Annotated in this window: 14 protein-coding genes; 6 read left to right on the top strand and 8 right to left on the bottom strand. The window is 74.2% G+C overall.

Going from position 1 to position 18,728, the window contains the following annotated elements; translation table 11 throughout:
- Nucleotides 1-1,248: 1,248 nt before the first annotated feature.
- The 6 genes from J4557_RS41435 to J4557_RS41460 form a co-directional block, all read right to left on the bottom strand.
- Nucleotides 1,249-1,494, bottom strand: coding sequence for a hypothetical protein (locus tag J4557_RS41435; protein WP_208272312.1), 246 nt, complete (start codon nucleotides 1,492-1,494; stop codon nucleotides 1,249-1,251).
- The gene (locus tag J4557_RS41440; protein ID WP_208272313.1) at nucleotides 1,491-2,030 is read right to left on the bottom strand and encodes a hypothetical protein; all 540 of its coding nucleotides are present in this window, start codon (nucleotides 2,028-2,030) and stop codon (nucleotides 1,491-1,493) included. The genes J4557_RS41435 and J4557_RS41440 overlap by 4 nt, the downstream gene beginning before the upstream one ends.
- Nucleotides 2,031-2,130: 100 nt before the next feature.
- Nucleotides 2,131-3,567, bottom strand: a complete 1,437-nt coding sequence (locus tag J4557_RS41445; protein ID WP_208272314.1) for a purple acid phosphatase family protein — start codon at nucleotides 3,565-3,567, stop codon at nucleotides 2,131-2,133.
- Between the two features lie 274 nt (nucleotides 3,568-3,841).
- Nucleotides 3,842-4,294: a hypothetical protein gene (locus tag J4557_RS41450; protein WP_208272315.1), complete on the bottom strand. Its 453-nt coding sequence runs from the start codon at nucleotides 4,292-4,294 to the stop codon at nucleotides 3,842-3,844.
- Between the two features lie 86 nt (nucleotides 4,295-4,380).
- Nucleotides 4,381-5,091 carry a type 1 glutamine amidotransferase gene (locus J4557_RS41455; protein WP_208272316.1) on the bottom strand — a complete coding sequence of 237 codons (711 nt, stop codon included), beginning with the start codon at nucleotides 5,089-5,091 and terminating at the stop codon, nucleotides 4,381-4,383.
- Nucleotides 5,081-6,331, bottom strand: coding sequence for a Mur ligase family protein (locus tag J4557_RS41460; protein ID WP_208272317.1), 1,251 nt, complete (start codon nucleotides 6,329-6,331; stop codon nucleotides 5,081-5,083). Before J4557_RS41460 ends, J4557_RS41455 begins: the two co-directional genes overlap by 11 nt.
- 396 nt (nucleotides 6,332-6,727) lie before the next feature.
- On the opposite strand from J4557_RS41460, the gene J4557_RS41465 reads away from it, so the two are divergent.
- The 6 genes from J4557_RS41465 to J4557_RS41490 all read left to right on the top strand — a co-directional run bounded on the left by J4557_RS41465 (nucleotide 6,728) and on the right by J4557_RS41490 (nucleotide 13,336).
- A complete protein-coding gene (locus tag J4557_RS41465) occupies nucleotides 6,728-8,416 on the top strand; it encodes a hypothetical protein (RefSeq protein ID WP_208272318.1) in 1,689 nt (562 codons plus the stop codon).
- A gap of 272 nt (nucleotides 8,417-8,688) precedes the next feature.
- On the top strand, nucleotides 8,689-9,687 hold the full coding sequence (locus J4557_RS41470) for a hypothetical protein (RefSeq protein ID WP_208272319.1): 999 nt from the start codon (nucleotides 8,689-8,691) through the stop codon (nucleotides 9,685-9,687).
- A 169-nt stretch (nucleotides 9,688-9,856) separates the two neighbouring features.
- Nucleotides 9,857-11,038 carry a cytochrome P450 gene (locus J4557_RS41475; protein ID WP_243777192.1) on the top strand — a complete coding sequence of 394 codons (1,182 nt, stop codon included), beginning with the start codon at nucleotides 9,857-9,859 and terminating at the stop codon, nucleotides 11,036-11,038.
- Nucleotides 11,035-11,223 (top strand): ferredoxin, encoded by a 189-nt coding sequence (locus tag J4557_RS41480; protein WP_208272321.1) that lies wholly within the window; start codon nucleotides 11,035-11,037, stop codon nucleotides 11,221-11,223. Before J4557_RS41475 ends, J4557_RS41480 begins: the two co-directional genes overlap by 4 nt.
- Nucleotides 11,220-12,353 carry an NAD(P)/FAD-dependent oxidoreductase gene (locus J4557_RS41485; RefSeq protein ID WP_208272322.1) on the top strand — a complete coding sequence of 378 codons (1,134 nt, stop codon included), beginning with the start codon at nucleotides 11,220-11,222 and terminating at the stop codon, nucleotides 12,351-12,353. Before J4557_RS41480 ends, J4557_RS41485 begins: the two co-directional genes overlap by 4 nt.
- A gap of 62 nt (nucleotides 12,354-12,415) precedes the next feature.
- Nucleotides 12,416-13,336: a LysR family transcriptional regulator gene (locus J4557_RS41490; protein ID WP_208272323.1), complete on the top strand. Its 921-nt coding sequence runs from the start codon at nucleotides 12,416-12,418 to the stop codon at nucleotides 13,334-13,336.
- Nucleotides 13,337-13,346: 10 nt separating this feature from the next.
- Here J4557_RS41490 and J4557_RS41495 read toward each other — a convergent pair whose 3' ends face one another.
- Both J4557_RS41495 and J4557_RS41500 read right to left on the bottom strand, forming a co-directional pair.
- Nucleotides 13,347-16,445, bottom strand: a complete 3,099-nt coding sequence (locus J4557_RS41495; RefSeq protein ID WP_307800506.1) for an ATP-binding protein — start codon at nucleotides 16,443-16,445, stop codon at nucleotides 13,347-13,349.
- Nucleotides 16,446-16,487: 42 nt separating this feature from the next.
- Nucleotides 16,488-18,551 carry a hypothetical protein gene (locus J4557_RS41500; RefSeq protein ID WP_243777193.1) on the bottom strand — a complete coding sequence of 688 codons (2,064 nt, stop codon included), beginning with the start codon at nucleotides 18,549-18,551 and terminating at the stop codon, nucleotides 16,488-16,490.
- Nucleotides 18,552-18,728 lie beyond the last annotated feature (177 nt).

Consider the following 18,728-nt stretch of genomic DNA (forward strand, 5'->3'; position numbering starts at 1 on the left):
CAGGGGCCGCAGAGGCTCCAAAGTCAAGGGTGGACGAAGTCCATCGCGAAGCGACGCCGAAGGCGCCCTTGACTTTGGAGGGGCGGCCCCGTACGCCAGCGCCACCCCACCACCCGAACACCCTTTTAACCTCGTAGCAATTGAACATTCAAACAGTTCGCACCTTGAATTCCCATCTACATCAGCAACGAAGCTAAGAGCCGTGATCGACAATGCCGGTTCCTGCATCACTAGGCTAGGCCGGAGGCCAGTACGAGGATTCGCTTACTCAGCCACAGATCTGACGAAGCCACGGCCGCCCAGCCTCCGACAGCACCCAAGACAGCCTAAGGATGTTCTGAGATTGGCCTGATCAGCGCTTCCAAAGTCGCGGCGGCGGGTCGTCTCGCCAGGGACCTTTCGGTAAGCCGCCCACGACTGGAGCAGCCGTCCCCTTGTAGGGCGAGACCAACCGCACCCCTACATTGACGGCCAACGGCACCACTTCAGGCCGCCCCGCCCCGGGCCGCATGACGCCAGTCTGCACCGCCTCGACCGATACCGCTCCCGTCAGCGCCACATCGAACGACCCGGCACCGGTCCGACACCGCATGAATCAACACTGCATCAGACGACGCCGAATCGGTCGTTCTGGACGGCGACCGTCATACTTCGCCGATTTGCGGGCGCACCGGGGCCAAGACGATATCGACGGAGCGACCAGCAGGTGGGCGAGCGCCACCTCTGCGGGCGCGTCCCAGAACGCGGATCCGGCCAGGCGCCCTGCCACAGCGAGGAATCGTCGATGCGTATCGCCGCGGCCAAATCGCACTGGGCGCAGGTCGGGTTGAGAGCGTCCCGCCCCGTCCAGCCTCAGCCTCCCTGCGCTCTCCCCTTCACAGCACGCCCCTTCATGGGCGGAGCTGCCCTCCTCGCCGAGGTAGCGGCAACCGCTGCGGCCTGTTCGGGGAACGTGCCCTCCACTTCGGTGATGGAGACTCGGCTGCGCAGGGGCAGCATCTGCGGTGGCTGCGGCTCGATGTCGTTCGTAGTCACAACGTCGGGGCGTTCGCGTGGGGCTGGCATGCGGCGTGCCGGGTGCAGCGTGCCGAGCGGCGGGCGGCGGGCGGTGCAGGGACGTCGACATCACGACCCTCATCACCCGTCCAGACGAACCAGGCCGGCAGCGCTCGGGCCGTCCCGGCGATCGCGGTGTCGGTGAGGCAGGCAGGACTGGTGGAGCAGGCGCCAGGCGGTCTCGGACGAGCGCTAGTACCAGTCGCCCGGCTGTCCGGGTTCGGTCGGGGAGCCGCCTTCCGTGTTGCGCGCCAGGTAGAACAGCAGGCTCACCACCCCGACGGCCCCGAGCGCGAGGAAGGGGGAGATGTTGAACAGCCCGGCCACGATGAGGGCGACGGAGGCGAGCAGGCCGAGCGCGCCCGCCACCAGGACGACGACCGCGAGGACGCGGAACAGCCACCCCAGCGCTTCGTCGATCTTGCGCAGCCATGTCATGACGGCTCGATGCCCTCGTACCGGCTGCACCCGCACGGGGTGCCGCTCTCGGTCTGGACGATGTCGCCTTCCCAGCCGACGGTTGTCTCCGTCGTGTAGGGCGGTCCTTCCACCGAGCAGGTTCCCTGCCCGCGCCCGTGCGACGTCCAGTTATGACCGCAGCGGCGGCATGAATAGGTCGTGGAGGTGTGCCAGTCGATGGACGTCCCGCTATGGCGCCTGGGCGGCACGTCCAAGCCGGACGTCCCCAGGTAGGACGAAACAGACGGTCCCCGATACGGCGGCTCGGACCTCCGCTCCGACGAACGCGCCGAGTGCCGGATGCCGCTGACGGTCAGCGGAAGGACGACCAGCAGGCCGAACGCCGCGAGGACGTAAGCCCAGTACGGAATCAGGGCGTGGACGACACCGGCGAAGACCAGCACCACGCAGGCGAGCAATCCCAAAACCACCGCGGCGCCCGCCACAATGGCGACGCCGACCAGCAGCGTGCCGGACGCCTCGTCGATCCGGCTCAGCCAGCCGCGTGTCGGCACGAGATCCCCCGAAAACGTCGCCAGTACGGTCAGCGTACGTGCCGGCGCACATTTCCGGGAGCCGCGTCACCGAACGTTCACGCACACGCCATCGGCTGCCTCAGCCGGCGGCCGCGAGCCCGGAAAGGTCACGGCGAACGACGGAATTGCGGTCGGTGACGCGGTTGCCCAGGGACAGTTGCGGCCAGAGCCCGGACAGTTCCTGCCGACTCCGCTCGCTCCACGCCCGGGCCTCCGCACTGCGTGTCTTGTAGAAGTTCAGCGCGTAACCGCCGCTGTGGACGCGGAGCAGCGTGAAGCCGCCGGGATACTCCTTGACGGCGCCGACCTCCTGCTGCACGACCTTCGGCGCCAGCGGGAACACCGACCGCTGGTTCCGGTGGGTATGGCCGGCGTGGTGGAGGAAGACGCCGGGGGTGCGGGCATAGGCGCCGAGAATGCGCAGCGATTGCCCGGCGTCGAGGGAATGGGCGCCAGTGGCGGACAGCGGGTCGTTCTCGGTGAAGAGCGGGTGGTGCCCGAAGACGAGCGTCGGACGGTCCGGGTCCTTCTTGAGTTCGGCGTCGAACCAGGACTGCTGTTCCGGCGACAACCCGCCGGAGTCGCCGCCGTTCCCGGGCTTGTCATAGGTGTCGAGGCCGATGACGCGGAGCCCGTGCAGGTCGTGGGCGAAATAGCTGGGACCGGACGGGAAGAAGGCGTCCTGGAAACAGTCGTTGCCCTGGTACCGGCCGACCGTGCAGGTGGAATAGGCGGCGCCTTCATGGGCGCGATCGTGGTTGCCGCGAGCGACGAGATAGTCCTGCGCATAAGTGCCGAAGGTGTCGAGGATGCTCTTCGCCTCGTGCAGGTCGGCGGGGGCCGCCTCGCTGGAGACGTCCCCGGCGGCGAGCAGATGGTCGGCGCCCCGCGCGCGGGCGTCCGCGATCAGTGCCTTCGCCATGATCTCCGGGTAGGGGGCGTGGCCCGGCACCTGCGAGATCCCCGCGATCCAGGGGAGCTGCCCGATGAGCCCGGCGACGGTCTCCCCGAGATGCAGGTCGTTGCAGAGCGCGATGGAGAAGAGGTGCCTGCCGGGCGGCGGCTGGGGCGTGGTGAACGCGAACACGTCCCCCTGCGGGACGCCCGCCGCCTGGCCGCCCGCGAGCCCGGTCGCGGTGGCGGCGGCGCCGTTGGACCGCGCCTTGTAGTAATAGGTGCGGCCCGGTTCCAGATCGGTGAGTTCGACGTAGTGGTACGGCGTACCCGACGGCCCGTGGGCCGAGCGGGTGAGGCGGGACGGGTGCGTCCCGTAGAGCACCTCGGCGTCCGACGGGGCGGGCTGCATCCGTCCCAGGCCGTCGTCGGTGCCGGGGACGCCGGTGTACCAGGTGAGGACGGCGGACGTCTCGGTCAGCGTCACCAGTTCGAGGTTCACCGGGCGGGCGGAGCCGGCGGCGCGCGCGGAGGGCGGGTCGAGGGCGGGCAGCAGGCCCGCCCCCGCCACGATCGCGCTCCAGCGCAGCAGGTCGCGGCGGCCGGGACGGCAGCAGATCATGATCGCCACGGTGGCAGCCCGCCGGATGCGCCGCCAGACCCCTGACGGAACGTTCACCGGATCGCCGCCGAGACGGCCCGGCCCGCAAGCCCGGCACGCCGCCACGCGCGGGCCGCCGCCCGCAGGACAACCGCCCTCAGGCCCGCCGCCTGCAGGCCCGCCGCCCACAGGCCCGCCGCCCGCAGGACAACCGCCCGCAAGCCGAGCGCCCGCAAGCCGACCGGCCGCGGGGCGACCGTCTGCTGTCCGCGGTCCGGAGGCTCCGGAGGGCGGTTCAGCGTTCGATGGAGGCCACGATCTCGTTCGCGGCCTTCTTCCGCACGCCGAGGTTCAGCCGGACGAGCGACTGCCCGTCGCTCCGGTCGGCGATGACGACCTGGTTCAGCAGGCCGCTCTTCCGCTCGGCCGCGAGCGCCTCCCGCGGCGCGTCGAACACGAGCGCGCCGGGGCGGGAGCTCCCGTTGATCCGCTTGAACATCAGCACCCGGTGCGACGTCACGACGACCCACACGGCCGGCGGCACCGCCACGACCACGAGCCCCACCCCGCCAGTGGCCGCCGCCGTCGCGAGGCCGGTGGCCAGGCCCGTGGCGAGGCCCGTGGCCAGGCCCTTGCCGAGCTGCTTCTTCATGCCCCGCTTGAGCTGGGCCACGACCACGGTGTCGACCGCTTCGTCCGGCGCCAGTTGGGGAGCCAGTCGCTCCGCCAGTTTCGTCCTCGCCGACACGGCACCTCCATGATCGGATCCGGCAGGACGCCGAATCCTATTCGAGGAAGGTGCCGGAAAACGGGCGGTCCGGCGTCCGCTGCCGGTCAGCCGAGGACGGCGGCGAGGCGCTCCTCGCGGAGGCGGCCCGCCCACGAGTCGTCGATCGGCTGCAGTTCGTGGCCGACGGCCCAGCGCAGCAGCAGGTCGGCGAGCCCCGGGTTGCGGACGAGCGCCGGGCCGTGCATGTAGGTGCCGAGGACGCGGCCCGCGTAGGCGCCCTCATAGCCGTCGCCGTTGCCGATGCCGTGCACGACCTTCGCGAACGGGCGGGCGTTCGGGCCGAGGCGGGTGACGCCCTGGTGGTTCTCGAAGCCGGTGATGCGCGGCACGTTCAGCTCGCCCGCGACGTCCCCGACGATCTCGCCGACGGCGCGCTGCTCGCCGCGCCCGGAGCTGATGTCGAGCAGGCCGAGTCCGCGGACGGGCTGGCCCTCCTCGCCGCCGAACTCGTGGCCGAGCAGCTGGTAGCCGGCGCAGACCGCGAAGACCACGGCGCCGGACTGCACGGCGCGGGCGAGGCCGCCGTCGCCGAGCAGCCGCTGCGCGGCGAGGATCTGCGGCCGGTCCTCGCCGCCGCCGAGCAGGTAGATGTCGCCGTCGGCGGGGACGGGCTCGTCCGAGCGCAGGTTGACGGTCTCGGTGCGGATGCCGCGCAGCGCCGCGCGGCGCTCCAGGACGATGGTGTTGCCCTGGTCGCCGTAGGTGCTGAGCAGGTCCGGGTAGATCCAGACGATCTTGATGCGGTCAGACGACACGGCCGTACCTCGTTCGGATGCTCTGGAAGGCGGTGTAGTTGGCGATCACGTCCAGGTGCCCGGGCGGGACCGCCATGACGGCCTGGTCGAAGTCGTCCACCACGGTGAACTGCACGTCGGCGGCCTCGAGGCGGGCGGCGAGGTCGATGCGGCGCTCGCCGGCGACCCAGACGGGGCGGCCGCGCAGGATGCGGTAGTCGACGTCCCACAGCCAGGAGGTGTCGCGGCCATCGGGGCCCTGCGCGTTGATCGACAGGGCGACGGGGCCGGGCGCGGGCTGCAGGACGTCGAACGCCTCCAGCCAGCCGGCCGGGTTCTTCGACAGCAGCAGCCGGAGCGTGCGGCCCTGGTGCTCGACGGTGGTGTAGCGGCCGGCGACCGACCGCACCTGCGACAGCAGCGGCAGCGCCTGCTCGGGCGGGACGCCGAACTGGGCGACGACCGCGAGCGCGATGAGCGCGTTCGACCGGTTGGCGCGGCCGGGCAGGGACAGCTGGGAGAGGGAGAAGGCGCGGCCGTCGGGGCCGGTGATCTGGTCGCCCTTCAGCGCCCAGTCGGGGCGGGGCCGGCGGAAGTGGCACTGCCGGCACGCCCAGTCGCTGTCCTCGTCGGTGTCCTGCCGGTCGAGGGGGCCGCCGCACTCGGGGCAGCACCAGGAGTCCTCGCGCCAGTGCTGGCCCGCGGCGACCCACGTGACGCTCTTGGCGGACGACGCACCCCAGGTGACCAGGGGGTCGTCGCAGTTGGCGATGACGTGGCTGTTCGGGGACGCCTCCAGGGCGCGCCGCCACTTGCCGGCGAGCAGCCAGATCTCGGCGGCGCGGTCCATCTGGTCGCGGCTGAGGTTCATCAGCGCGACGATGTTCGCGCCGGTCTCCCGCAGGACCATCGGGACGTACTTCTCGTCGCATTCCAGCACGCCGTAGCGGGCGGTGGGCGCGGACGCGAGCGCGGACACGTGCCCGGTGGGCATGTTCGCGCCGAAGGCGTTGGTGGCGACCTCGCCCAGCGGGGTCATCGCCGAGGTGATCAGCCGGGTCGTCGTCGTCTTGCCGTTGGTGGCGCTGACGAGGACGAGCTTGCGGTCCTTGGCGAGCCTGGTGAGCAGCTCGGGGTCGAGTCGCAGGCCGAGCCGCCCGCCGATCACCGAGCCGTCCCCGCGGCCCGCCATCCGGGACATCTTGGCGGCCGTACGACCGAGCGCGACGGCCAGCTGCGAACGCAGCGGAAGATCGCTCATGGACTCCGTCTTCTCTGGATGCGCCTGTCTTGTTCAGTGCGCCCTGAACCGCTCCGAGCCTAGCCGCTGCGCGCGGCGCTCGCCGCGCGCCGGGCGTGTTGCGGCGGCGGGTGCGGGCGGTTCTCCGGCGGCGCGACGCCGCCCGCCCTAAGATGTGAGCAGCCTCACAGGCGTTCCGGTAAACCACCGGCGGCAATCTTGACCGGTACCGAGCTGTCGTGATTCGGTGCGAGCCCGTCAGCGGTGAGTCCAGATTCCCATCCACGCGCCCTCGGACGACTTCACCCACTACTTTTGTCGGGAGCCCTGCCGGTTTGCGGGGGAAGGGCAGCCCGCCCGAGCCCTCGGGCCGGAATGCGCAGGCGTGGCAAGCGGCGACAAGGCGAGGTCAGAGCGATGCAGTGTCCGACGTGCGGTTCTCACACGCCCGGGACGCTCGGCAAGTGTTCGAACTGCGACGCGCCGATCGACGTGTACTCGGTCGGCCCGCTTCCGGCGCCCGTGCAGAACGGTGCCGCCGCCGCGGTCGAGGAGAGGTCGGGCCTCGGCGAGAAGACGATGATGGTGCCGCCGCCGACGCCCGCGTGGGCGTCCGCCAACCCGGCGCCCGCCGACCCCGAGTCCACCGCGACGTGGACGTTCGACCCGGACCAGGAGGGCTACACGCCCACCGGCGGCATGCCCGCGCTTCCCGCGGGCAACGGCCAGGCGAACGGTGCGAACGCGGGCGCGAACGGCGCTGGAGCCCCGCCGCAGGCGGCGTGGGGCGGCGAGCAGGCGAACGCGAACGGCCAAGCGAACGGCCAAGCGAACGGGCAGGCGTACGGCCAAGCGAACGGGCAGGCGAACGGGCAGCAGCCGGCGCTGGGCGCCGCGCCCGGCGCGGCCGCGCTGCCGCCCGCCGGCGGGTTCCCCGGCGGGGCGCTCGCCCCGGAGGCGGAGCTGCCGCCCGTCGAGTCGATCGTCCCGGACTCGTGGTTCGCCCAGCCGCGCAGGCCCGACCCGCAGGACGCGGCGGAGGCCACCCAGATCTACGGTTCCCAGCAGCCGCCCGCCGACCAGGGGTGGGGCGCGCCGCAGCCGGGCGGCGGCACGCCGCCGCCCGGAACGCCGCCGCTGCCGGACGCGGACGCGACGCAGATCGCCCCCGGCGGCCCCATGGGCACGGGTCCGATGGGCGCGGGCCCCATGGGCGGCGCGCCGCTCGACGGCCCGACCAGGATGGACTTCGGCTCTGGCGGCGGGTTCGACCAGACCCGGATGGACCCGGGCGGCACGTCCGTCATGGGCGCTCCCCCGATGGGCCCCGGCGGCCCCGGCGGGTTCGGCGCGCCCGGCGGCTACGGCGACCCGATGAACCAGGGCATGCCCATGGGGAACCAGGGCATGCCGATGGGCCAGATGGGCCCCGGCGGTCCGGGCGGTCCGGGCGGCCCCGGTGGTTACCCGCCGGGCCCGGCGCGTTCCGGCGGCGGGACGAGCAAGCCGCTGCTGATCGGCGTCGCGGCCCTCGTCGCCGTGGCGCTCGTCGCGGTCGCGTTCGTCGCGTGGCCGTCGGGCGGCAAGGACGATACGTCTCCGAAGGCCTCCAAGTCGTCCAGCCGGCCGGTGGCGCAGAAGGAGAAGATCAGCGACGCGGAGAAGCAGCAGGCCGAGGCCATGAGCGCGGTGCTGGACGCGAGCGTCGACGCGCGCCGCGTCCTCGCCGGGGCGCTCGGGCGGGCGGGCCGCTGCAAGGACCTGCCGGCCGCGGTCCAGGGGTTCCAGAACGCCGTCCAGCGCCGCCAGAACCAGCTGAACCGGACCCGCAACCTCAAGGTCGGCCAGCTGACGAAGGGCGAGCAGCTGCGGACGTCGCTGTCCCAGGCGCTGCAGGCGTCGCTGCAGGTCGACCAGCTCCTGCTGCAGTGGGCGCAGCGGAGCCGGGCGCACTGCCACGGCAAGCCGAGGCCGGACGCGGCGCACGTGCCGGGACGCGCGCAGGGCGAGCGCCGCGCGACGCTCGCCAAGCAGCGGTTCGTCGCGGTGTGGAACCCGGTCGCGAGGAAGACCGGGCAGCCGGTGCGGAGCTGGCAGCGGGTCTGACCGGCTGGCGGGGGCGGGCCCGATCGGCGCCCGCCCGCGCCCGTCCCGGCGGCCCGCGCGGCCCGCGCACGAGCCGCCGGGTGAGCCGTCCGCGGGCGTGACCGTCCGATCACAACCGGGTTGCGACCCGCGGAGGAGCCGTCCGTTCTCGGGGACGGGGCAGTATCTTGTCCCCGATGCACCTCACGGGGTAAGGGGCTGTTATGCGGTGTCCGGGCTGCGGAAGCGACACCAATCCGGCGCTCCCCCGTTGCACGCGCTGCAACGCGCCGGTGCGGCCGGCGTCGCCGGACGGTCCCGGCCACACGCTGTCCGCGAGCGAGGAGACCGCGCGCGACCCGTCCATGGACGACGAGGCGACGCGCGACCACGGCGTCCCGCCCGCCCCGTCCGGCGGGCAGGGGAACCCGTTCGAGCAGCCGCCCGGCGGCGCGCCCCCGTCCGGGTTCGGCGCCGGTCCCGCCGAGCCGCTGCCGCCTCCGTGGATCCCCGTGCCGGACGCGCCGGACCCCGGGCAGTGGCAGCCGCCGGTGGACTACACCACCCCGATGCCGCCGTCCGACGAGCGGTCGACGCAGCTCGGTGCCGAGCCGTGGGCCGAGCGGTCGACGCAGCTCGGGCCGGAGCCGTGGGCCGAGCCCGCCATCTGGCAGCCGCCGGCGCCGCCGAAGCGGAACAACGCGCTGTACTTCCTCATCGCGGCGGGCGTGGTGCTCCTCGTCGTGGTCGCGCTCGGCATCGTGTTCTGGCCGAGCGGATCGGGCAAGCCCGCCAGGTCCGTCGCCGGGCCGGCGTCCTCGCCGGCGGGCCAGCCGGTCACGACCGACGACCAGAGCCCGGGCGAGTCCCCGAGCACCCCGGACGGCTCGCCCAGCGCCGACATGACGGCGCAGGCCCGCACGGTCGACGCCCTGATCGAGGACATGGCGCAGACGCGTTCCGAGCTGGGCACCGTCGTCACCGAGGGCTGCCCGACCGACGGCCTCCAGCGCATCCACGACGAGCGGCAGTCCCAGCTCGACAAGGCCAACGCCCTGGACGTCAGCGCGCTCGACAACGGCACCGCGATGAAGGACGCGCTGGTGCGGGCGCTGCGCGCGTCGGTCGAGTCGAACCAGCGCTACCTGGACGTCTCACCCGGCTGCCCGTCCGACGACGAGGTGGCGGACGTGAACCAGGAGGCGACGAACGCCAAGAACGAGTTCATCGGCTACTGGACCCCCATCGCCCAGCAGGCCGGGCTCCCCACCCGCGACGGCGACAACATCTGACGGTTCAACGGCGTCACGACCGCGCGCACCACCGGGCGCCGGGCCGGGGCCGCACCGTTTCCCGCCGCGTCATGCATGGTGTGCATGCCCGCCCATGCCGAACATGTGTTTGCCTGATGTGAGTTCGGTCGCTTCACTGGGGCTCCAGCGACCGAGCCGAGGTGAACCGATGACCGACACAGCCCTTCCCGTCTCCGATATCGATCTGTTCGACGACCGGGTGCTCGTCGACCCGTACCCGTCCTATGCGGCGCTCCGCGATCTCGGGGCCGTCGTCCGCCTCCCCGCGAACGACGTCCACGTGCTGACGCGGTACGACGCGATCCGCGGCGCCCTCGGCGACTGGGAGACCTTCTCCTCCGCCGGCGCCATCGGCTTCAACCCGGCCGTCAACGAGGCGCTGGCCGGCACGTCCCTCGCCTCGGACCCGCCGGAGCACACCCGGCTGCGCGCCGCCCTGACCGCCGGCCTGTCGCCGCGGGCGCTGCGGGGCCTCAAGGACGGCATCGACGCCAAGGCCGACGCGCTCGTCGCGGACCTGGTCGCCCGGGGCTCGTTCGAGGCCGTCGACGCGCTGGCCCGGGCGTTCCCGCTGGAGATCGTCGCGGACCTCATCGGGTTCACCGGCCACGTCCGCGCCGGCATGCTGCGCTGGGGCCAGGCGGCGATGCAGGTCATCGGGCCGATGAACCGGCGCACCGCGGAGAGCTTCCCGATCGCGGGCGAGCTGTACGCGTGGTGCTCGGGCGTCACCGCCGGCGACCTCGCGCCCGGCTCGGTCGGGCGCGGCATCTTCGAGGCCGAGGCGCGCGGCGACATCCCGTCCGGTTCCGCCGGCCACATCATCCACCAGTACCTCGGCGCCGGCGTCGACACGACGATCGCCGCCATCGGCAACATCGTCGCCCTCTTCGCCGCGCACCCCGAGCAGCTCGCGCTGGTCCGGGAGGACCCGTCTCTGGTGCCGGCCGCGTTCAACGAGGCCCTCCGCTACTGGGCACCCGTCCACGCCTGGGGACGCCGCGCGACCCGGGACGTGGAGATCGACGGCGTCCCGATCCCGGCGGGCGCGAAGGTCGCGATCCTGTTCGGCGCCGGCAACCGGGACCCGCGCCACTACGCGGACCCGGACGCGTTCCTGGTCGAGCGCAACCCGGTCGACCACCTGTCGTTCGGGTACGGCCCGCACGGCTGCGCCGGCCAGGGCCTGGCCCGCCTGGAGGGCCACGCGGTCATCAGGGCGCTCGCCCGCCGCGTCGAGCGGCTCGTCACCGGCCCCGAAGTGCGGGTGCCGAGCAACATCACCCGGAGCATCGACGAGCTCCCCGTCCTGGAAGTGGTCCCCGCATGAAGATCGTCCTCGACCGTCCGCGCTGCGAGGGGCACGGCCTCTGCGAGGAGGCCGCGCCGGAGCTGATGCACCTCGACGACGAGGGCGAGCTCGTCCTCGACCGCGAGGAGATCGGCGACGCCGAAGCCCCGCTGGCCACCGCCGCCGTCCGCGTCTGCCCGGTCGCGGCCCTGCGCCTCGCGTGAGCGCCCCGATCGGGCGGGTCGTCGTCGCCGGCAACGGCATCGCCGGGCTCACCGCGGCCGACGCGCTGCGGGCGAACGGGTTCGACGGGGAGCTGACCATCGTCGGCGACGAGCCGCACGCCGCGTACAGCCGTCCGGCGCTGTCGAAGGCGCTCCTGCTCGACGGCGGCACGGCGGCCCACGAGCTTCCGCCCGCCACGCACGGGGCGAAGGAGATCCTCGGCGTCCGGGCCTGCGGGCTCGACGTGGAGCGCCGGGTCGTGCGCCTCGACGACGGCTCCGATCTCCCGTACGACGGGCTGGTGATCGCGACCGGTTCCCGCGCGCGGCGGCTGTCCGGCCTGCCCGGCGAGGTCACCCTGCGCGGGCTCGACGACGCCCTCGCCCTGCGCGGGCGGCTCGCCGGGCGCCCGCCGGTCGCGGTGGTCGGCGGCGGCCCGCTCGGCATGGAGATCGCCTCGGCGTGCCTGGCGGCGGGCTGCCGCGTCACGCTCGTCTCCCAGGGCGTCCCGCTGGCCGCGCAGCTCGGACCGTATCTGGCGGACGTCTTCGTGCGGGCCGCCGTGGAGCGCGGCCTCACCATCGTGGAGACGGCCGCCGCCCGGATCGAGGGGCGTGCGGGAGACGAACGGGTCGCCTTGGACGACGGGACCGTCATCGAGGCGGGGCTGGTGGTCTCCGCCGTCGGCGACGTCCCGAACACGGAGTGGCTCGCGGGCACGGGCCTGGTGGAGAACGGCGTCCTCCCGGTCGACGCGCGTGGGCTCGTCCGCCCCGGGGTCGCGGCGGCCGGCGACCTCGCGGCGTTCCCGACGCCGTCCGGTCGGCGGCGCGTCCCGCTGTGGAGCAGCGCGATCGAGCAGGCGAAGGCGGCCGGGGCCGCCCTCGTGCGCGGGGAGGAGGCGCCGCCGCTGCGGTTCCAGCCGTACTTCTGGACCGAGCAGTTCGGCCTCTCCCTCAAGGCCGCCGGCCGTCTCCCCGTCGACGGCGCGCCGGTGTACGTCGAGGGCGGTCCCGGCGGGCCCGGGCTGATGCGCTGGTCCCGCGGCGACGGTTCCGGGACGGCCGTGGCGCTGAACCACCGCGTCCCCATTTCCCGCCTGCGCCGCGTCAGCCGGACCGCCCCGTGAGCCGGACCGCCCCGTGAGCCGGACCGCCGCGTGAGGGGGTCGGCGCGTAGAGTCTCGTCGCGATGAGCGACGGCGGAAAGGGCACCACCGGTTCCGGGCTGGACCGGCTGGCGTCGGTCAACCTCAACCTGCTGGTCCCCCTCCTCGCGCTGCTGGAGGAGCGCTCGGTGACCCGGGCGGCCGAGCGCGTCGGCCTCACCCAGCCCGCGATGAGCCACGCCCTCGGGCGCATGCGGCGCCTGCTCGGCGACGACCTGCTCGTCCGGCAGGGGAACGCCGTCACGCTGACGCCGCGCGCGATGGAGCTGATCGCGCCGCTGCGGGCGACGCTCCAGCACGCCGCCGACGTGGTCGCCTTCCCCGGCTTCGACCCGGCGACGGACCGCCGCGTCATCACCGTCGCGATGACCACCAGCACCGCGTTCGTCCTCGGCGGGCGGCTGGGACGGCTCGTCGCGGAGCGGGCCCCGCACGCGACGCTCCGGCTCCGCACGATCACCGTGCCGAGCCCGTCCACCTTCACCGAGCACGGCGTCGACGCCGTCCTGATCTCCGAGGGGTTCGCGTCGCCGTACCCGCGGGAGCGGCTGTACGACGACCGCATCGTGGTGGTGGCCTCGGCCGACGCGCCGCCGGAGGCGGGCGCGCTCGACCTGCTCACCACGCAGCCGCACATCGTCGTGGACACCGAGCGGCGGCCCTTCCCCTACTCGGTGCTCGACGAGAAGGGGATCGGCTACCGCGTCGGGCAGCTGGTCTCCGACTTCCTGCTCGTGCCGTACCTCGTCGGGCGCGCCGGCGGCGTCGCCCTGCTCCGCTTCCGCGTCGCCGCGGAGATGCAGAGGCTCGTCGGCCTGCGGATCGAGGAGTTCCCGTTCCCGCTCCCCGGGCTGGGCATCGACGTGGTCTGGAACCCGCATCTGGGCGACCGCCACTTCGTCGAGTGGCTGCGCCTGGTCCTGTTCGACGCCGCGCGCCCCTGACGCCGCGTGCTCACCCGCCGTCGGGGCCGTCCGGCTCGGGGTCGGGGTCGCGGGACAGGAACGGCAGTCCGGCGGACGGGTCGGCGAACGGCTCGACGAAGCGCTCCGGCCAGCTCAGCACCGGCTCCAGCCACTCCTCGACTCGCATCGTCCGGGCGGCGTCCTCGATCTGCTCGTCCTCGGGGAGCCCGATCGCGACGACGGCGAGGTCGGCGTAGAAGGCCGCGTGGCCGTCGTCGCCTTCCAGCGCGGTCAGGGCGAGAGGACGGTTGCGGTCCAGTTCCATGGACAGGGGGTGGCGGCGAAGCGCGCGCAGCCGGTGGCCGAGCTTCGGCTGAGGCGGCTGCTTGAGGCCGGGGAGCTGGTAGTCCAGCGGCGGGGCGGGGGCGTGCTTGTCGGGGGCGCCGCCGCCGTAGGGGAACAGCCGGTCGAGTTCGTGCAGCCACCGGACCTGCGGGATCACCCAGGTGGGGCCCGGCGCCGCGCCGGAGGTGCCGCCGCCGAGGAGCTTCTGCGCGGCGCCCGCGGCGGTCGCGGTCAGGTCGGACGGCGGGTACACGGTCCGCAGCGCCCACGACCGGCGGGTCACCGCGCGTTCGAGGACCGTCGCCAGCGCGCACTCGCGGAGGCGCGGCGTCAGCCGCGACCAGGCCCGGCCCAGCTCCGGCGGGACGGCGGGCACGGGCCGGTTCACGACATGCGCGAGGACGAGGGTGTCCGCCCACAGCCGCAGCCACGCCCAGTCGGGATGGCCCGCGACGAGGTCGGCCTCGCGCAGCTCGTAGAGGGTGCAGGCGCGTCCGGACCGGCACTCGCAGCCGCACGCCGCCGACCTGCGGCCGTCCACGGGAGGCGGCGGGCCGGGCAGCTCCGCCTCGCGCCCCTCGCCGAGCGGCACGCGGACGCGCAGCGGCCGGTCCATCCCGTCGGCGAACACCGCCGCGACGCCGGGACGCAGCGACACCACCTCGCGGGACTGGTCGGCGTCCAGGTTCATCGCCGCGCCGACCTGGTGCCGGTCGTCGTGCGCGGGCAGCCGGTGCACGACCTTCAGCGCCGTGTTCTTGATCACGTCGGGGACGAGCTTGGTCGGGATCTGCTCGGCGACGATGATGCCCTCGCCGTACGCGCGGATCTCCGCGAGCATCCCCGCGAACAGCTCGACCGCGTGCGAGCTGCCGCGCTCGGGCCCGCGGTTGCGCAGCAGCCGGTGCGCCTCCTCGATCACGATGACGTGCCGCAGCGCCGGGCCGTCCGACCGGTCGCGGCGCCGCTCCCGCATCCGCAGGTGCTCGACGATCCGGATGATGAGCGTCCCCATGAGGAACGCCTTGTCCTCGTCGTTCGCGACGTCCTCGATGGCGAGGACGATGTTGTCGCGCAGCATCCCGCCGATGTCGGCCGGATGGCCGCCCTCGAAGAACCGGCCCGCCGACCCGATCCGCAGCGAGCGGAGCCGGACGTCCACGAACCCCTGCACGTCGGCCATCAGCTCGCGGCCGTACCCGACGTCCTGGATGACCTGGAGCGCCGCGTTCTGCAGCTGCTCCAGCGTCGGGACGGCCGGCTCGATCAGCGAGCCGGGGACGCCCGCGCCGGTCACCACGTCCCAGCCGTTCGTCTCGTAGACGCGCTGCAGCGCCTGCGCCATGATCTGCGGGAACGGCTCCTCGGCGTCGAACGCGGCCTGGAACAGCGCGCGGACCATGTCGATGTGCGCCTGCACCGGGTAGCCCGGCTCGGGCGCGAGCGGGTTCACCGACAGCGGCACCGACGCCGGGTCGGACGGGTTCACCACCGTGACCGGGCCGCCGAGGTCCTCGATGCGGCCCGCCATCGCGGCGTACTCCGACTTCGCCGGCTCGATCGCCAGCCACGGCACGCCCGCGCGGGTCAGCTGCTCCAGCAGGTGCCGGACGGTCTGCGACTTGCCCGCGCCCGTCGCGCCGGTGACGAACACGTGCCGGTTGATCGTCGAGCGGGGGACGGTGAACGTGCCGACCTGCCGGTCCTGGCCGTCGAGGATCGCGCCCAGCTCGATCCGCGCCTCGGGCGGGCGGGGCGGCGCGTCGTCGGTCTCCGACGTCACGTCGAAGTACCCGGCGTCGAGGACGCGCAGGCCCGGCACCTCGCGGCGCGGCAGGCCCGCGAGGGCGGCGAGCGCGCCCGCCGTCGCGACGAACGGGAACCGCTGCTCCGGTTCGGCCCCGGGGCGCAGCGGCGCCGGCTCCGCGGCGGGCCGCAGCATCTCCTCGAACGTGCCGCTGCCGTGCCCGGACCGCAGCCGGTACGGGTGGTGGCCGAGCTCCATCGAGCCGACGAGGACCGGCGCGATCTGCCCCAGCTCCGCCTGCGTCGCCGCGCCCGCGAGGACCCGGACCTGCCAGAGCCCCGCCTCGCGGAACGCGTCCAGCTCGGCGAGCCGCTGGTCGGCGCGGGCGACGGCGAGCCGGGCCTGCTCGTCCTCGCCGCGCCGCAGCATCCGCAGCTCGTGGTGCAGCTCGCGCATCTCGGTGTCGATCAGCCGCTCGTCGCACGGCTCGGCGACCACGAACCAGCCGAACGGCCGCTCCATCAGCGTGACGAGCGTCGCCTCGAACAGGCCGGGCCCGGCCCCGCCGCCCGCCGGGAGGGCCGGGCCGACCTGCGGGGCGAGCCGTCCGGGGCAGCGCGTCCAGGCCATCCGGGACGCCTGCCGCAGCCAGCCGTCACCGATCCGGACGCCGCGGGCGCCGCTCGGGAACAGCAGGCCCTGCGCCTCCGCGTCCGGTCCCGGGCCGCCGATCGGGCCCGCGTTGGTGATCAGCTCCAGCGGGGCGCCGCCGCCCGCCGACAGCCACCCGACGACGAACGGGCGGTTCCGCCCCGCCGCCGACAGCGCGGCGGGCAGCACGCTGACGAAGTCCCATTCGGCGGACGCGTTCCGCTGCGGCGCGGGGATCGCCTGGATCCGGTACCAGGGCCCCGGCAGCGCGACCGCCTCGCCGCGGCCGCCGCCGGCCCCGCGGCCCGCTCCGGCCATGCGGGGCGGCGGCGCGCCGGGCGGCACGCCCGCCCCCCGTCCGTACGGGGGCATACCGGGCGGCATGGAACCAGGGGGGAACGTCACCCGACCATCCTTCCCCCCGCCCCCGCACCGCGCCAGCGCACGTCAGCGAGAGCCCTTGTGGCGGCCGTTGGGTTTGAGGGGCGGGAAGCGGGTGCCGCCGCGCGGGAGGGCGTGGCGGGCGCGCGGGGCGGGAGGCTCCTCGTCGTCGGCGGGTTCCGAGGGCGGCGCCGCGTCGGGGGGCAGCGGCACGTCGGCCGCGGGCGGGGGCGCGTCGCCGGGGGCGTCCTGGGGCTCCTCGGCGGCGGCGCGTTCGAGGGCCTCCTGCTCGCGCAGGTACTCCTCGAACTCCATCGAGTGCGCGGTCGGCAGCGTGATGATGCCGGGGTTGGCGTCCACCAGCATGATGCGGCGGCCCGCCGTGCCGGAGTGGGTGAACACCATCGCGGTCGGCGGCAACTCCTGGAGCTGCGGCGGCTCGATGAGCAGCTCCCGGAACCGCTGCTTCGCGGCGCCCCCGGCGGCGACCGTCCGGCCCCACGCCGTCGCCGAGCTGATCCCCTCGACCAGCACGGAGTCGTCGGCGGCGGGCGCGGGCAGCGGTGACCAGACCGGGTCGGTGAGGCCGTCGCCGCGCGGCCGGGCGTAGGCGACGGTGCTGGCGTAGCTCTCCCCCGCCACGTCGAACAGCGTCTCGCCCGCCGAGTCGGTGATCTCCGCGACGAGCAGCGGCTGGTCGGTGCCGATGTGCTCGGCGGCGACGCGGGCGTCCTCGGGGTTGCCGAGCCGCATGAACCCGACCGCCGCGTGGCCCCGGCGGCCGAGGCGCTCGCGGACGTGCCGCGGGATCGACCGGTACATCAGGACGAGCCCCGTCCCGGTCGCCTCGCAGGCGTCGATGAGCCGGTCCAGGACGTCGCCGCGCAGCTTCTCGGCGCCGCACAGGAACAGCGTGTGGTCCCAGCGGCCCCCGGGCGGCGACTCGCGGATGCGGTGCGTCAGCGCCGTCGTCACGTACGTGCCGAGGATCCGGTTGGTGAGGACGCCGGCGCGGCGGTCCATCGACACGACGTGCAGCCGGGACGGCGGCAGCCCCACCGGCTCCGTCGCGAGCTTCTCCAGCTTGCGCAGCTGCGCCTCGAGCGCCCACGCGCGGCGCACCACGATCCGGTCGGTGGCGTCCCGGCCGAACAGCGTCGCGACCCGCTCCAGCTGCTCGTCGGTGAGCAGCCCCTTGCGCAGGTCGTCGCGGGGGTCGCCGACCTGGGCGAGGACGCGCAGCGCCGCGGTGATCCGCGGGATCGTCGCGTCCGGGCCGAGGACCTCGATGAGCCGTTCCAGGATCGAGTTGTCGAACGACAGGTCGCGGGTGCCGCCCTCCTCCTCGCCGGCGCTCACCACCAGCGACAGCACGTCCGCGAGCGCCTCCTGGCTCAGCCCCCGCGACATGTCGAGGCGCGGCAGGTCGGCGGGCAGCACCCAGACGAGCGGGTCGTCGCCGCGGTCGGCGGCGAGGCGCAGCAGGTCGTGCGCGACGGCGCCCTCGGACAGGTCGATGACGGTGAGCCGGGCGCCGACGGCGAGCCGCGCCGCGCCCATCGTGGTGACGGCGGCGGACCAGCCGGCGAGCGTCCCGCCGACCACGTCCACCCGGTCGACGCCGGGCGGGACGGCGACCGGGTACCACTCGCGCTGGCTCTCGTACGCGCGGTGCCGCCGCTCCCACTCGCGGCGGGCGTCGTCGTAGGCGCGCTGCGCGGCCTCCCGCTCCCGGGCGCGGCGGGCGTACTCGCGCCGGGTGCGCTCCCGCTCGTCGGCGAGCCGCTCCCGGACGGCCTGCTCGTCGCGCCACAGGGCGCCGCCGGTGATGGCGAGGACGACGCCGCACGCCAGCAGCGCCACGCCCGCGAACGCCCACGGCAGCAGCCCGGCGATGCCGCACGCCAGGAACAGCGCGACCCCGGCGAACGTGCCGCCGGTGACGAGCCGCAGGGGGTGCGCGGCGAGGTGCTCGCCGGGACGCCGCGCGGGCGGCCCGGCCGGCGGCCGCTCGGCCGGCTCGGGCACGCCGGGGGGCGGGCCCGGGTCAGGGTGCACCTGCGCGTAGCGCCAGCCCACGTAGACGCGGTCGGCCTGTGTGAGCCGCGCCATCGCGGACCCGCTCGCCATGTCCGTCACGTCGTGAGACCCCTGGGAGTCGCGGAACGGGGGAAACGCCTGGGGGTTGGAGTCCAGTTGGTCGTCGGTGTCGGTTCGCCTACACGGCAAGAGTAAAGAGCCTGCCGGGGTCGCGTGTCACGTTCGCCGGAACATGAGCCCAGAAGTGCGACACGAACCGCCATTTCG

This window comes from Actinomadura nitritigenes (assembly GCF_017573545.1).
GTDB lineage: Bacteria > Actinomycetota > Actinomycetes > Streptosporangiales > Streptosporangiaceae > Spirillospora > Spirillospora nitritigenes.

Excerpts from the sequence above, each read along its gene's own strand:
- J4557_RS41435 (WP_208272312.1), bottom strand. The coding sequence starts at position 1,494 with ATGACATGGCTGCGCAAGATCGACGAAGCGCTGGGGTGGCTGTTCCGC.
- J4557_RS41445 (WP_208272314.1), bottom strand. The coding sequence starts at position 3,567 with ATGATCTGCTGCCGTCCCGGCCGCCGCGACCTGCTGCGCTGGAGCGCG.
- J4557_RS41460 (WP_208272317.1), bottom strand. The coding sequence starts at position 6,331 with ATGAGCGATCTTCCGCTGCGTTCGCAGCTGGCCGTCGCGCTCGGTCGT.
- J4557_RS41465 (WP_208272318.1), top strand. The coding sequence starts at position 6,728 with ATGCAGTGTCCGACGTGCGGTTCTCACACGCCCGGGACGCTCGGCAAG.
- J4557_RS41475 (WP_243777192.1), top strand. The coding sequence starts at position 9,857 with ATGACCGACACAGCCCTTCCCGTCTCCGATATCGATCTGTTCGACGAC.
- J4557_RS41480 (WP_208272321.1), top strand. The coding sequence starts at position 11,035 with ATGAAGATCGTCCTCGACCGTCCGCGCTGCGAGGGGCACGGCCTCTGC.
- J4557_RS41490 (WP_208272323.1), top strand. The coding sequence starts at position 12,416 with ATGAGCGACGGCGGAAAGGGCACCACCGGTTCCGGGCTGGACCGGCTG.
- J4557_RS41500 (WP_243777193.1), bottom strand. The coding sequence starts at position 18,551 with ATGGCGAGCGGGTCCGCGATGGCGCGGCTCACACAGGCCGACCGCGTC.